Annotated in this window: 18 protein-coding genes; 10 read left to right on the forward strand and 8 right to left on the reverse strand. The window is 35.1% G+C overall.

Annotated elements, in window-relative coordinates; genetic code table 11:
* Nucleotides 1–183 precede the first annotated feature (183 nt).
* A complete protein-coding gene (locus CDZ89_RS15295) occupies nt 184–2,205 on the reverse strand; it encodes a transglycosylase domain-containing protein (RefSeq protein WP_100333934.1) in 2,022 nt (673 codons plus the stop codon).
* 388 nt (nt 2,206–2,593) lie between these two features.
* Here CDZ89_RS15295 and CDZ89_RS15300 point away from each other — a divergent pair, with 388 nt between their 5' ends.
* Nucleotides 2,594–3,097: a universal stress protein gene (locus tag CDZ89_RS15300; protein ID WP_157842755.1), complete on the forward strand. Its 504-nt coding sequence runs from the start codon at nt 2,594–2,596 to the stop codon at nt 3,095–3,097.
* Between the two features lie 375 nt (nt 3,098–3,472).
* Nucleotides 3,473–3,904 carry a hypothetical protein gene (locus CDZ89_RS15305; protein ID WP_096155302.1) on the forward strand — a complete coding sequence of 144 codons (432 nt, stop codon included), beginning with the start codon at nt 3,473–3,475 and terminating at the stop codon, nt 3,902–3,904.
* Between the two features lie 368 nt (nt 3,905–4,272).
* On the opposite strand, the gene CDZ89_RS15310 is transcribed toward CDZ89_RS15305, so the two are convergent.
* Nucleotides 4,273–4,599, reverse strand: a complete 327-nt coding sequence (locus CDZ89_RS15310; protein ID WP_096155303.1) for a hypothetical protein — start codon at nt 4,597–4,599, stop codon at nt 4,273–4,275.
* Nucleotides 4,600–4,614: 15 nt separating this feature from the next.
* Nucleotides 4,615–4,764: a hypothetical protein gene (locus CDZ89_RS19765; protein ID WP_157842756.1), complete on the reverse strand. Its 150-nt coding sequence runs from the start codon at nt 4,762–4,764 to the stop codon at nt 4,615–4,617.
* Between the two features lie 127 nt (nt 4,765–4,891).
* On the opposite strand from CDZ89_RS19765, the gene mscL reads away from it, so the two are divergent.
* A complete protein-coding gene (mscL, locus tag CDZ89_RS15315; protein ID WP_100333936.1) occupies nt 4,892–5,296 on the forward strand; it encodes a large-conductance mechanosensitive channel protein MscL in 405 nt (134 codons plus the stop codon).
* Between the two features lie 118 nt (nt 5,297–5,414).
* On the opposite strand, the gene CDZ89_RS15320 is transcribed toward mscL, so the two are convergent.
* Complete coding sequence (locus tag CDZ89_RS15320) at nt 5,415–6,671, reverse strand: dicarboxylate/amino acid:cation symporter (RefSeq protein ID WP_100333937.1); 1,257 nt, start codon at nt 6,669–6,671, stop codon at nt 5,415–5,417.
* A gap of 293 nt (nt 6,672–6,964) precedes the next feature.
* Between CDZ89_RS15320 and CDZ89_RS15325 the strand changes: the two genes are divergently transcribed.
* The 3 genes from CDZ89_RS15325 to CDZ89_RS15335 all read left to right on the forward strand — a co-directional run bounded on the left by CDZ89_RS15325 (nt 6,965) and on the right by CDZ89_RS15335 (nt 8,830).
* Nucleotides 6,965–7,195 (forward strand): hypothetical protein, encoded by a 231-nt coding sequence (locus CDZ89_RS15325; protein WP_096155306.1) that lies wholly within the window; start codon nt 6,965–6,967, stop codon nt 7,193–7,195.
* Between the two features lie 170 nt (nt 7,196–7,365).
* Nucleotides 7,366–8,202 carry an STAS domain-containing protein gene (locus tag CDZ89_RS15330; RefSeq protein ID WP_096155307.1) on the forward strand — a complete coding sequence of 279 codons (837 nt, stop codon included), beginning with the start codon at nt 7,366–7,368 and terminating at the stop codon, nt 8,200–8,202.
* A 109-nt stretch (nt 8,203–8,311) separates the two neighbouring features.
* Entirely contained in the window at nt 8,312–8,830 is a 519-nt protein-coding gene (locus CDZ89_RS15335) for a CBO0543 family protein (protein ID WP_096155308.1), read from the forward strand.
* Nucleotides 8,831–9,002: 172 nt separating this feature from the next.
* Here CDZ89_RS15335 and CDZ89_RS15340 read toward each other — a convergent pair whose 3' ends face one another.
* Nucleotides 9,003–9,782, reverse strand: coding sequence for an undecaprenyl-diphosphate phosphatase (locus tag CDZ89_RS15340; RefSeq protein WP_096155309.1), 780 nt, complete (start codon nt 9,780–9,782; stop codon nt 9,003–9,005).
* Between the two features lie 12 nt (nt 9,783–9,794).
* The gene (locus CDZ89_RS15345) at nt 9,795–10,379 is read right to left on the reverse strand and encodes an undecaprenyl phosphate transporter UptA (RefSeq protein WP_096155310.1); all 585 of its coding nucleotides are present in this window, start codon (nt 10,377–10,379) and stop codon (nt 9,795–9,797) included.
* Nucleotides 10,380–10,486: 107 nt separating this feature from the next.
* Between CDZ89_RS15345 and CDZ89_RS15350 the strand changes: the two genes are divergently transcribed.
* The 4 genes from CDZ89_RS15350 (at nt 10,487) to CDZ89_RS15365 (ending at nt 13,257) form a co-directional block, all read left to right on the forward strand.
* A complete protein-coding gene (locus CDZ89_RS15350; protein WP_100333938.1) occupies nt 10,487–10,876 on the forward strand; it encodes a PH domain-containing protein in 390 nt (129 codons plus the stop codon).
* A gap of 167 nt (nt 10,877–11,043) precedes the next feature.
* Complete coding sequence (locus CDZ89_RS15355; RefSeq protein ID WP_096155312.1) at nt 11,044–11,415, forward strand: hypothetical protein; 372 nt, start codon at nt 11,044–11,046, stop codon at nt 11,413–11,415.
* 713 nt (nt 11,416–12,128) lie between these two features.
* Nucleotides 12,129–12,788, forward strand: coding sequence for a hypothetical protein (locus tag CDZ89_RS15360; RefSeq protein ID WP_096155314.1), 660 nt, complete (start codon nt 12,129–12,131; stop codon nt 12,786–12,788).
* A 268-nt stretch (nt 12,789–13,056) separates the two neighbouring features.
* Nucleotides 13,057–13,257: a hypothetical protein gene (locus tag CDZ89_RS15365; protein WP_096155315.1), complete on the forward strand. Its 201-nt coding sequence runs from the start codon at nt 13,057–13,059 to the stop codon at nt 13,255–13,257.
* Between the two features lie 53 nt (nt 13,258–13,310).
* Here CDZ89_RS15365 and CDZ89_RS15370 read toward each other — a convergent pair whose 3' ends face one another.
* Together CDZ89_RS15370 and CDZ89_RS15375 are read right to left on the reverse strand one after the other, a co-directional pair.
* Complete coding sequence (locus CDZ89_RS15370) at nt 13,311–13,718, reverse strand: DUF2500 domain-containing protein (RefSeq protein WP_198508247.1); 408 nt, start codon at nt 13,716–13,718, stop codon at nt 13,311–13,313.
* 473 nt (nt 13,719–14,191) lie between these two features.
* The gene (locus tag CDZ89_RS15375; RefSeq protein WP_096155316.1) at nt 14,192–14,521 is read right to left on the reverse strand and encodes a hypothetical protein; all 330 of its coding nucleotides are present in this window, start codon (nt 14,519–14,521) and stop codon (nt 14,192–14,194) included.
* Between the last annotated feature and the right edge of the window lie 29 nt (nt 14,522–14,550).

Raw genomic sequence — 14,550 nt, forward strand, 5'->3', positions numbered from 1 at the left:
TGGTCATCTCGAGGGGAAAAGCACCCTCAAGCTGCCCCTGTCTTATGCTTGTCGGAGCTGAACGAGCCGCTTCAAACTTTTCGAGGAGTCTCATCCTTGCACGGAAATCAACAGGTATTAGTATTAAATTATCAACACTAACCTTTAAAATAGAATACTAAAAATAAAGAAACGCAGAGAACATTATTCATCTCTGCGTTTCTTTTTTTGTCCTGGCGCTTTCTCTTTGCCACGTTTCTTCTCTTCTTTTTTAGGCTTTTTCTCTTCCTTTTTCGGTTTTGACTGTGAAGAAGGTTCCACACTTTTCGGTTTTGGCTGCTTATATGCTGGTAAACCGAAAGAGGATTTTGGTAAATCTATTAATGCTTCACTCATAGCTTGTTGGAATAGTTTTGCAGCAGGATTCCCCGCGCCTTGAACAGCTGGAATGTACTGATCAGGTGATAGACGATCATAACCGATCCAAAAAGCCCCTACTAATTCGGGCGTATAGCCAATAAACCACTGGTTCGATGTACCGTTGACTTGGGCACCAACAACTTGCGTAGACCCAGTTTTACCAGCTACTTCTCTTCCTGCAATTTGAGCGTTTCTACCTGTTCCGTTATCGACTACGCCTTTTAACATATACGTCATTTTTTGCACTACTTCTTCTGATGCTACTCGTTCTTTTTCTCCATCAAAGGTAGCTACTTCGTCACCGTTACGGTCAACAATTTTCTTAATTGTATGTGATTCAATGATTTCCCCTTTGTTTGGATAAATCGTATACGCTTCTGCCATTTGTTGAAGAGTTACCCCTTTATCTAAACCACCTAGGGCAAGTGCTGCTAGATTATGGTCATTTTCTGTAATCGGCAAATATAGTTTTTTGGCCATATTTATCGCAGTACTTAGACCCATTTCATGTAAAACAGATACTGCTGGAACATTATATGAATTCAACACTGCATCATACATGGAAACTTCCCCTTTGAAAGTTCTAGAAAAGTTTTGAGGTTTATAGTTTCCAAATTCAACAGGTGAATCATTTAACATATCGAACATGTCATATCCATTTTCTAAAGCTGGAGTATAAACTAATAATGGTTTAATAGTTGAACCTGGCTGCCTAGTTAGTCTAGACACTCGGTTATAGTCTTGAAATTTATTTTCTCTACCACCAATTAAAGCTAATATTCCCCCTGTTTCCGGATGAATGATTATTCCGCTACTTTGAGGTATTTCATCAGCTGAACCTTTTGGGAAATTAGATGGTTCAGCATAAATATTTTCGAGTGCTGATTGTGTTGGCTGATCTAATGCTGTGTAAATATGATAACCACCAGATAAGACTTCGCTTTCTGATATACCGTACATAGTAACAGCTTCTTGAATTACATGGGTCATATAGGATGGATATTGTACATTAAACAAAGAACTGCTTTTCGGATTAAGTTCGATAGGTTCTTCTCGTGTCTCTTCTAGTTGTTGTCTTGAAATAAATTGCTGTTCATACATTAACTGCAAAACTACGTTTCTACGGTTTTTGGCTCTTTCTTCATTTTTAATCGGATTAAGCACAGATGGGGCTGGCAGTAATCCAGCAAGTGTTGCCACTTCGTTTAACGTAAGATCTTTTGGCTCTTTCCCGTAATAAATTTCAGCTGCTCTCTTTATTCCCCAGGCACCTTCACCAAAATACACTTGATTCAAATATATTCCTAATATTTCATTTTTCGAATACTGTTGTTCTACTTTTTTAGCTAAGAAATATTCATCAAGTTTTCTTTTAAATGTTTGGTCATGCGTTAGGAAAACATTTTTCACCATTTGTTGCGTTAGAGTACTACCACCTTGAACAACTCTTCTTGCTTTTAGGTTGGTAAACATCGCTCTTCCTGTACCAACAATATCAAAACCGTCGTGCTCATAAAACCTTTGGTCTTCTACCGCGACGACTGCAAGTTTCATAATGTCTGGTATTTCTTCTGTAGCTATTCCTTCCACTTTATTAGGGCGGAATACACTTACTTGTTCACCTTCACGATCATAAATAACTGTTGCCGTTGGGAGTGGCTCTGTTAACGCACTAACATCTCTTGTTTTTATATAAAATTGCATAAAAATAAATACGTTTAAGATTAACAAGCTAGTAACTAACAAAGTCACTTTTCCATGATTCTTTTTCATTTTTCTCTTCTTGTATTCAGATCTATTTGTCATATTGCCTCCTGAAGATACAATCCTACACCTATATAATTCGTTGGGAGTTGGAGTTTTATGGGGAGTTTTTCCTTTCTCCGTGTAAAACGCTAGTTTATTTTACTACAAGATTAATACCCTATCTGCATGAATATTTAACCTATTTAGTGTAAAAATGGGATGTTTTGTGCTTTTCAATAAGGGTATTTATTTGTAAATACTATTTATTTTATTAAGTGAATCATTTTCATAATTACTGTTCGTTTAATGAAAAACGAATGTCCCCTTTATTATAATAAAAAACGTTCGATATAAAAACGTAAATTATAATAAAGAATAGGTTTAATATTCGTTTTTCATTTAGTAATTGTACATTATGAAACTCACTCAAGTGAAAGGAGAAATTATTATGCAAAAAATATTAATTCCTTATGACGGATCAAAAGGAAGTTACAAAGCTCTTCAAATGGGACTAGATTTGAAGCGAAGATTAGGTTCTGATTTAACTATTTTACACGTGCTTGAAAAAACAGAACCTGTTACACCTATTCGTACGGAAAAAACTTCATCTTTACCAGCAGCTGGGTATGGGATTGAAGGGTTAAACATGTATACACCAACTGCACAGGAGAGAGTACCGGAAGAAAATCACGTTCCTTACTCATATGAAAGCGAAACAGAAGAATTATTGAACGAAGTGGAAGCGATGCTTGCCAACGCAGGAGTAGAAGCACCTATAGAAGTAATAGAAGGAGATCCAGCTAAAACCATTTGCCAGTATGAAGAAACGAGTGATATTGACTTAATAATTATTGGCAGTAGCGGCCATGGTGGACTTAAAAAGCTCATTTTAGGTAGTGTAAGTGATAAAGTGACAAATTCCGCCAAATGTCCGGTATTAGTAGCAAAATAATTAATTCTTACTTTTTTGGAGGGAAATGAATTTCGATTATGAAGTTCATTTCCTTCTTTTTTTATGGCTAATTTGAACTTTATCGAGCTTATGAAGTTCATTCTCTTCTCTTTCTTTTGCCGATTTGAACTTCATCGAGCTTATGAAGTTCATTCTTTTCTTTTTTCTCACCCATTTGAACTTCATCGACCTTATGAAGTTCATATTCCTCTTTTACTGACAGCAAAATGAATTTCATTAAAAAAGCGTGTCAGTGACACCTGAGTATTGTCGAATTCGAATATGACAATAGACAATCACCTATTTTAATCAATATGCATACTTTAGTAAGAACCATTATCTGATGGACTTTGTTGCTTGAAAGGAGCAATTGTTATGTATTATTATCGTCAATTAATTGGATTCCCACCAATCTTCCCTCCGCCTGTGGGGCCTGGTGGTATGCCTCCTGGATCTGGTGGTATGCCTCCTGGATCTGGTGGTACGTTTGGACCTGGTGGTATGCCTCCTGGATCAGGAGGAAGCATGGGAGGACCGCAACAACCACCTGGTCCACCTCCAGCAACACCTCCTCCACCAAGTGCATCTTTTTCTGCTGGAGGACCGCAAACATTTGCTGTAGACCCTGGTGCATTAAATAGATGTTTATTTCGCTTTACATTCATCCGTTTAACAAACGGGGAATCGTTCTGGTTCTATCCAACTTTTATCGGTAGAACGTCAGTTGCTGGTTACCGTTGGTTTGCTTTCCGCTGGGTGTATTTTGGAATTGATACAAGAAGAATTTCTTCTTTCCAATGTGTTTAACTCTTATAGAGGTTAATCCCGCATCTTACTAAAAAGGCTTATTTTATTTTTGTTGAATGTTCCGATGTGGTATATAATTTAGTCAGCTGCCATCTTCACTAGTTGAGGATGGTTTTTTTGTTTTCGTGACTCATTGAATAATAGTATTATGTACATTTCGTTCTATGTTTTCTGGACAAATGTCCATTAAATGTTTATTAAGAACATCACGTTCTTTCTTTTCGTGAAAGTTGTCCGTAAATTTTGTATTATGGACATCTCGTTCTCTCTACCTTCAAAATATAGTCGTTTTAGAAAAAGAACAGCATCTCATCTCAACAACTAAAAAGCAAATGGTATATATTAACCATTTGCTTTTTAGACTGAGCCTATTGAATTTTCTTCGCTTCGATTTTCACTTCAAGATCATTTTCTTTCATCTTGTTCACCATGTTATGAAATGCGCTCCATTTCGATAACTTATCGATTGCTTCTTCTTCGCTGGTTACACCAGTTACTCGAAATGAATGGTCATTTACATACACTTCAAACGCAGGTTGTAAATTCTTTTTTTCTTTCCTGCTTCTTTCACGTTCTAAGTGACGGTTAATACGGCGGACACTTTTAGCATCTTTCTTTAAACCTGTCCCATCTTGAGCATACTTTGCCTTTTCCATTAGGTTTTGGTTCTTTTTTCTTAATGTTCCATCACTCATCCAAATCGCTCCCTTTTAGCTACGTTGTTCTTTTCTATGTGTATTACTTTGTGTACGTTGACGTGCAGCGACAAGACGCTGTGTATGACCTATAGCTCGGTTGTCGGCGTTTTCTTTAAATAAGGCAAGTCGTTTCTCTATTTTTTTCTTAAGACGTTTCTTCACAATCCATTCCTCCCTCATCTCTTACTTTTCTTTTCCCACTACTCTATCCTATTAAACATCTCCTCATAAATATGACATTCATCTCATACAATCGAATAAAGAATACTGCTATAGGAGCTAACTAATTATGTTTAGAGATTTCAAACAATTTGCTGTAAAAGGGAACGTTATCGATTTGGCAGTTGGAGTTGTCATTGGTAGTGCTTTCGGGAATATTGTATCTTCTTTAGTTAATGATATAATGATGCCTTTATTTGGGGTATTGTTAGGTGGAATCAATTTAACGAACCAAAGAATAATAATTGGTCAGGCTGTTGTGAAGTATGGGTTGTTCTTACAAACAATTGTAGACTTTTTAATTATAGCTTTTTCTATATTTTTATGTATTCGATTTCTCCAAAAATTACGATCAAAGGAAAAGAAAGATTCTTCTAATAAACCTTCTGAGGAAGTGATCGTCTTGACGGAAATTCGCGACTTATTAAAAGAGGAAAAACAAAGAAAACCAAAACTGAAAGTACATATTAAATAACAGAAGTGCCAACAGAAGTGCCAGGCACCACCCGAATTTTGTCGAAAGAAGAAAAAGGTTGCGATTTATGTTATCGCAACCTTTTTAGTGTGATTCTGTGTGCTTTATATAGTGCTTTTTATAAGTTATTGGTATTAGGATTTTCTGTTACTGTCATGTCTTCGCCTTCTGATTTTGCAACGATATATGCACATGATGCATCACCAGTTATGTTAACTGCTGTACGTGCCATATCAAGTAATCGATCTACCCCGAGAATTAATGCAATTCCTTCAACAGGTAAACCTACTGAGCCTAATACCATTGCTAATAAGATTAGACCTACGCCTGGTACTCCTGCAGTCCCTATACTCGCTACTACAGCTACCCCGACAACTGTAATTAGTTCAAACAAAGTTAGACTTTCAGCAAATACTTGAGCAATGAACACAGTTGCTACACCTTGCATGATAGCTGTACCATCCATGTTGATTGTTGCACCTAGTGGTTGAACAAAGCTACTAATATGTTTTGGCACACCTAAACGCTCTTGTGCAATGTCCATCGATATCGGTAATGTAGCATTACTGCTTGAAGTACTGAATGCCACACTCATAGCTGGTAAGAATTTTTTAAAGAAGTGAAGCGGATTCGTTTTTCCAAGTATGGCAACAGCTCCACCATAAGTTACAAATAAGTGAATGATCAGTGCTGCAGCAACAACAAGGAAATAAGCAAACATCGCTTTAAAAGCATCAAAGCCCATCTTACCGATAGCAGATGCGATTAAACCAAATGCTCCATATGGTGCTGTTTTAATAATTAAATGAACAAGATACATAACAACTTCGTTCGCTTGTTCGAATAGTTTTCTTATAACAGCTACCTTATCCCCTAAAACGTTCAAAGCAAGACCTAATAACACTGAAAAAGCAATGATTTGAAGTAAATTTCCTTCTGCCATAGCAGTTATCGGGTTTTTCGGGATGATGTTTAATAAAGTGTCCACAACTGCTGGCGCTTCTCTTGTTCCTTCGTACTCTAATGCAGATGTATCAAATGTTCCAAATTCCCCTGGTTTTACAAGAGAAGCTAATGTTAACCCTATCGTAATCGCAATACTTGTTGTAATTAAGAAAAATAAAATGGTTTTAAATCCAATTCTACCTAATTTCTTCGTATCCCCTAAATTGATTACACCTAAAGTAATGGATATTAAAACAATTGGGACAACTAACATTGTGATAAGATTTAAAAAGATTTGTCCTAGTGGTGTAAATAAGAGTGGATCAAGTCGACTAAACAGACCTGGTGCATATAGGTTTAATACTAATCCAACTAGAATACCTAACCCAAGACCGATTAGTATTTGTGTCGTTAATGATAGTTTTTTCATAGGTAAACTCCTTTTGTATAAGTATGTATGTTACAGTTTTCTAAGTATTATGTGCGACAAAAGGCGACTTTTTTATTTTAATTTCTATAAAATATAATGTAAAGTGCTTTACGATAGATTAAATATTCGCATTTCTGTTATATTACAACTTTTGTCATTGGTAACTTATTCGTATTGTATCTATTTTAAAAGTTTGGTATAGTAATGTAAGTTTTTCTTCTTTTCTATACCCATTTTTCAATAAAAAAACATAAAGTATAAATAATTTTTTTGCAATAACTGGAGGGGGTTTCATGAAATTACTCTGGAAAGTAATCATCGCAATTTTCGTATTGGTAACTGTAAAGGTTGGTTTTGAGTCCTACCAAATTATAAAAATAGCTGCCGGCGGAGACCATATACGAATTGATCCAGCTCTTTACCTTAACTTATCTTACTTAATTTTTGGGTTAATTGGATTAATGCTACTTTCGGATGTATTCAAAAAGTTTACAGACAAACATAAAAATCAATTAAAATTTTAACAAACAGGCCCTCTTAATTAGCCTGTTTTCTTTATTTTTAAAATTCTTTATAAAATGTTTATATTTTTTCAATAGAAAATAATTCTCTTTTTCCTTTCAGTTTGTTTAAATAGAAATATAGGACAAGTGTACAAACATAAAACTTTTAAAAAAAGAAGGGGGAGAAACTAGTGGAAGTGAACGCAGTAATCGGCATAAGATTCAAGGATGAAAAAGAAATTATAGCTACAAATATGTTAAAAGAATTACAAAAAGCTTATCCAGAAAATGAAGTTTATAAGCAAGAAGAGCAGGCTATTGGAATAATTAGTATTTTCTCCACTTTAGTTGATTATATTGGAGAGTATATTTCAACAAAAGATAAAGATATTTTACATAATGCGAAAGAGTGGGGCAGTTCAATTGGGCAAATGGCAGTGAGCAATGGTGCTTCACTTGATTCAACACTTTCCAATATGACATTATATAAAAAATGTAGTTGGAATTTTTTACAGCAGGAAGGCGAGCGTCTACATTTAAAATTAGAAGAATTGGCATATCAGTTTGAACAAATAGATGAAGTATTTAATATTATTGTATTTGGTTTTAGTCAAGCTTTCACGAAAGCAACGGACGATAAAATATTAGAAACAAAAGCTAGATTCCTTCGCCTTTCTGTACCAATTGTTCCATTATTAAATGGTATAGCTGTATTACCTTTAATTGGAGAACTTGACGACGAAAGAGCAAGCATTCTAATTGAAGAGACATTAGATAAGTGCAAAAATCTTCAAATAAATAAATTGATCATCGATTTTTCTGGTGTATATATTGTAGATCAAACAGTCATTCATACAATAGATTTATTAATACGCGCGTTAAAGCTTATTGGGATCACACCTGCGATTACAGGTCTTCGTGCTGAATTGAGCTTACAATTCGTACAATCCCACCTTACATTATCAGACATTGAACTAAAAGGGTCTCTGGAACAAATATTAGAAAAGGCTCTTGTAGGCGCAAAATAAATAAAATGATTAAAACCGAAACTTACTGTTTCGGTTTTTTTTGTATAAGTACTTCTATAATCGTACATACTAATAAAGTTTATCTAAATTTTATTAAAGGGGAAAAAATATGTACTTATTATTAGTAGTTGTTGTTTGGTTAGTCTTTGGGTACTTTTTTATTGATCGAAAAAATTGGTTTCCTTATTACCCAACTGTATTATTCTTTATTGTTTCTAATTTATTTTATAATTTTTTATATTACAATCATACACTTTGGAGCTTTCGGGCCATTACTACAGACTTGCTGAATCATACGTTTATAGATATTGGATTTTCGTTTATCATCATGCCGATATTGATTGTCATTTTCCTACAACGTTTTCCTAAGAAAGAGACAAAGAACAAAGTCATATATATTGTAGTGTGGGGAGCTTTTTTCTCCATTATTGAATATTTATTTTACAAAAAAGGAATGTTTATATATGACAACGGATGGAATCATATATATATGACGCTGTTTAATTTTGCATTTCTAATTATATTAAAAATCCATTCCAAAAAGCCTGTGCTAGCGATTGTTTTGTCTCTGCCTATAATATTTATTTTAATTTTTCTATTTCCGGTACCACATGAAGTTATCAAATAAAGTGAGTGATATGTATGCCTATCGACTTTTTATCAACACCAATTTTCTTACTATTATTGTTTGCAACTTATGGAACACTTTGGGTGTTTTTGCTTAGAGTTCAAAGAGATTAAATGTAATTTAAAATAGCAGTGTTAACGTATACTACTCCGTTAGCACTGCTATTTTGATTTTAGAATAATCCCATCTTTTGTAATATGATAACTCCAATTCCAAGCACCCACACATAAATAGCAAATGTTTTTAATGAGTGTTTTTTTAAGTAGTTGATCATCCATTTTACTGCAATGTATCCAAAAAAGCACGATGCTAAAATTCCTATAATAAGAGCTGTTAAGGAAATGTCCTCCCTTCCCACCTGGGCAACTTCTGCAGTTTGTAAAACTACAGCCCCTGCTATTGCTGGTGTAGAAAGTAAAAAGGAGAAATACGCTGCTGTTTCACGGTCTAGTTTTCTAAATAAACCTGCTGCTATAGTAAGGCCTGAGCGAGATATGGCCGGAAAAATAGCCGCTGCTTGAAAGGAACCGATAAAAAGTGCATCCTTCCAAGTAATATCGTCCATCTTTTTTGCGCCTTGCTTGATGGAATCAGCAAACCAAAGGAAAGCTCCCGTAATTAAAAACTCCCAACCAATCGTTACACCTGTTGTAGAAATTTCTTCAAAGTAATCCTTAAAAGATAGTCCGATAACGACTGCCGGAATTGTACCGACAATGAGGAGAAGGGAAAGCTTGTGAAATGGGTTTTTAATTATTTTCACGAATTCTTCTCTGTAGAAATAAAGGACCGCAATTAATGTACCAAAGTGCAACATGGTATCAAGTAGCAATCCAGCTTCTTGAAGACCAAATAGATTTCTACCTAGATACAAATGGCCTGTACTACTTATCGGTAAAAACTCTGTTAATCCCTGAATAATCCCAAGAATAAATGCTTCTATTTTTGACATAATATCCCCCTCTTACTTACGTTTCCGGCTGAATAGAAAATAAGTTAATACTCCAACACACATGAGAAAAATTAAAGGCATGATCAATGGTTGTGCAGCTTGTTTGATTTCACGCCAATTTTCACCCAATTCAAAACCTAAATATAAAAATAGGATAGTCCACGGAATAACCGCTGCAATGGTGTAAAGGAGAAATGGTAAAAACGGCATTTTGGCTACTCCAGCTGGAATAGATATTGCGTGTCGTACAACTGGTACGAACCTTGCAGCGAATACAACAATCGGGCCGTATTCAACAAACCACTTTTCCGAAAGGTCTAAATGTTTTGGTTGGATTAATATGTACTTTCCGTATTTTTCTAAGAAAGGTCTGCCACCGATACTTCCTGCCCAATATAAGAAAAGTTGAGCAAACGTCCCACCAACTGCACCTGCTATAAGGGCACTCAAGAAGCTTATTTCTCCAATTGAAATTAAATAGCCTCCATAACCTAAGACTATTTCACTCGGGATTACTTCGACCATGAGCCCAAACATAATGCCCCATACACCTAGGTCTGCGAAAAACTCAAAGATTCCGAAAAAAAATTCTTCCATTTTGTCATCCTCTTTTTGTAGTAAATTTTTGTATACTTGTACTATATGTGTATGTGGTCAAGAACTTAATAAGCACTAAATGTTTTTATTCGAAAAAAGATTGGTGGATGACATCAATTATTTTTGGAACAGTTGTTGTGGCTATTGTGTCTGTTATTCCTTTATGGTTCGAAGAATTTAATGCTGGGACAATAGTTATTCTTATTGTTATCGGTTTAACCGTATGGCTTGTGTTAGCCATTTATTTGAGAACGTACTATTCTGTCGAGGACGATGTAGTAAGGATCGTCTCAGGGCCATTTCGTTGGAAAGTAAAAATCTCTGAAATTACTTCTATCCAGTCTACGAAGAGTATTTTGTCTAGTCCTGCTTTATCGATGGATAGGTTAGAAATTAAATATGGACGCTGGGGTTCTGTCGTAATATCACCAGAAGATAAGCAACGATTTGCAAATGAATTAATAAAGCGAAATAGCGCTATTAAAGTAACTCTATAGGAACAAGAGAAGCAACCGGATTGCACTTAAAAAAGAAATCAAACATTTTCCTCTTTTCAAACATTTATGAAACGTTTATCATTAGAGAGGATATTACGAAATTATTACAAGTGCCTGGCACCTGTAATAATTTTGAAATATAGAAAAGATGACGAAGGTGGGCTAGCATGAAACGTATTTTATTCCTTGTCATTTTCCTTCTATTATTCACAGCCTGTAGCAGTCCCACGGAGTACTATTCCAATCGATTTTCTTTCATAGAAGTGGTTGAGAACAAAGAAGATGCAATGATCATGAATATTCCCGAAATTGAGTTTATTTTAGATGAATACGAGTTAATTGTTGGTTTAGATGAGGCGAATGAGCAATATTCTCGCTATAACCTTGAACAAGCTCCAGCATTTATTGTATTGGAATTTACAGGCGTCCTGACGAAAGATATGGTTTTTAGGACATATGATGAAGATGAAGCGAGAATGTATATTGAAGACTTAATAGAAGAAGCACAAGAAAAAGCGGAAGAATTTGAGCAAAGATAATCGTTAAAGAGCCTCTTTATTGAAGGTTCTTTTTTTATTATTGGATGTACCAAAGTTTATTGTTGCTATTAAAAACTTACTTGTTGATTTCCGTGCAAGGCTGAGACTCCTCGAAAATGCTAACGCATTTCCTTCGTGCGATGCATCGCTCTCGTAGCCTTCCTTGTCCTGCGGGAGAAGCGGGGAGCGGGAGACCCCACAGGCGCTTGCGCCGAGGAGGCTCCCGGTGCAACGAAATGTTTGAAGCGGCTCGTTCAGCTCCGACAAGCATAAGGCAGGGGAGAATTGAGGGTGCTTTTTTACCCTCAAGGCGACAATGACTTATGACTCGAGGAGCTAGCCGCTGAAACTAGACAAGCCCGCGGAAAGCGAAGCCTTGCACGGAAATCAACAGTGTCCATTAAAACACATTATTCCAAAAACATATTTTCACCTTTTTCACTGTAAAAAAGGAAATTACTCATAATAATCGAATATTTATAATTATAAGATTTTTTGTAAGCGTTTTTATAGTGAAAAGGAGTGAACATTATGAAGGATTTATGTCTTCAATCTACTTGCTTTGGATATGAGTTAATACTAGTAACACTTATTTGTTTTGGAATATTGTTTATTGGCTATAGATTTTTAAGTCATGATGAATAATCCCGACTTTTTGTATGATTTTTGGGGAGTAGGGAAACCTATGTAAAAACTCCTTAGGAGGTTTATGCATGGGTCGTAGTCTCTTTTTAACTATAATTGCAGTTATATTTATTGTTGTAATGTCTAGCTGTGGTGGACAGCAACTAGGAACGGATAATAATTTGGAAGAAGAAACAACCGTTTTACCTACAGATGGTGATTTTACTTTTGTTCGTTATGTCGAGGATAAAGAGCAAACGACTTACAGAGTCTTGTATAGTATTGTGCCAGATAGTAAGATTGTTCAAACTAAGTTAGTACAACAAATGGATTCGACTGATATAGTGGAGTCGAATAATTTTTATGTGGAAAAAAAAGATGGTATCTATGGTTATTTAGTTGTTCAAGAAAGTTTCCCTCTTGATTGGTCTGCTAGCGACATTGAAAAATATCCTACAACGAAAATCATGTCTCTCCCCCCTACTAAAGGTGATACTTGGACGCAAGTTCTAGAGCAAGTCGGTATCACAGTTTCTTACGAAATAACTTCCGTTAATGAAACCATTAAAACACCTGTGAAAGAATTTCATAACGTGATTGTTACATCATTTGAAGAAAAGGATGCAGATGGTGAAGTAACAAAAACCGGAAAATCTTATTTTGCCCCTAAATTCGGCTGGATTAAACACGAAACAGAAGACGAATATCTTCAAGAAGTACATGAACTAACAGAAGTAAATGAAGAATAAAAAGGACACATACAACAATTTTGTTTATTTCACCCAGGTGCCAGGCACTTGTAAAAATATGGTTTACCACTCATATTTATAAAAACTTTTTTTCAGGTATTTTCGTCCTATAGTTAAAGTAATTACTTACAGTACTATCTTAACTTTCCTATAAATATTATGAAATTGTAATAAAAAAGAGCCGATTTTCATGTATAATAGGAAAATATATAATGAAGATTGGGTATATAGATACTGTAATTAAAAAGACTATTGGGGGAAGAGACAATTGAAGTTAAGTAAAATTATCTTCGTCGTTAGCTTGTTAGCAAGCTTTCTGATGTTAGTGGCATCTGTCATAGCGTTAGTCATCCATGATATCCCTTATTTTTGGTTTATGTTTAGCTTAATGATCGTTAGTATCCTGCAAAATATCTCTGTTTATAAGTTTATATCCGAAAAAAAAGACCAAAGCGCCGCAGCAAGTTAAGATTACGGTGCTTTAGTCTTTTTTTATTTATTTCATTCATTTACTGTAAAAATTTAGCTGATTCGCTCAAAGCTCAAATACCGAGTCCCTTGAAATGCTAACTTTCCCTTATCTCTCTCTGCTAACAGCCCATATTCTTTTCCACTTACTTGAAACTCCATTCTATCTCCGCTTTCTACCTCAAATGTAACGTAATTTCGTGTAGTTGACGTGGAGTGGGCATGATTATTATTATGATTATGCATCGTTCTACTTACATCAATTCTTTTAGACACCACAATGGCCCCTACTGACAACCTTGGTTGTTTATTATTGTTACTCCATTCTTTAATGTTTTTAAAAACTGTAAATAAGATTATTCCTAAAATAATCATAAAGAAAATAGGAAATAAAGTGAACATAATACCAAAAAAATCAAAACCACTAGATGCTCCAAACGGATCCGGACCGAAATCGTGCATACCTCATTCCCCCATGTTCGAATTTTTACGGGAGTGTTACAAGTGCCTGGCACCTGATACCACTTTTTAATATTACTGTAACCTTTTGTAAATATATACGCTATAGTTTTATTTTTGGTTTCGTTTTCTGATGATGAATCGAAAATAAATTTTGATAATAAAAGAAGATAAATTGATATTATTATGCTGATTAGCAGAACAAAAGCGCATGGCGCCCGCTTATCGACGTAAAAACTGGACGGCTCCGAAGCAAGATATAGGAAACACGATTTGTGACGTAGGAACAAATCGATGTTTACTTATCGACCGGAGGAGCAGGAAGTTTTATAGTCGATGGCGCCTGGAGCTAGACGTAACCTACTCTAAATTGAAAGTTATCTACAAAGTATGAATTTTATAATTTCCTAAAGAACAAAATAACGACAGCCTTAACTGTCGTCTGAATTAATAAGCAAAATTCATAGAAAACCTGTTTAGTTCGATGCATTCCCTTTACCTACTACAGTTTTCTTATCAAGAGCAATAAATACGATTAAGTTTCCGGTTAGTTCTGTCTCCGTATGTTTAAACGTTATGGAATATACTTTATTGTTTTCGTATTCTGGATTTAAATATTCATTTATCTTGTCATTAACTTCTATGAGCTCAACTCTAGCATCTTTCGGACTTACTGGTATTCTAGCTGTTTCTTCGTCCGTTAAGCTATTGTAGGCAACCATTTCTAACGAAAGAGGATGTGAGTTCAAGAAATCGCACGCAGTTAAGCTCAATAAGAGGAAGATTATAACCGGCACTTTTTTCATGTAGGCACTCCCTTATATCTTCTTATACA

This window comes from Bacillus alkalisoli, assembly GCF_002797415.1.
Classification (GTDB): domain Bacteria; phylum Bacillota; class Bacilli; order Bacillales; family Bacillaceae_I; genus Bacillus_CD; species Bacillus_CD alkalisoli.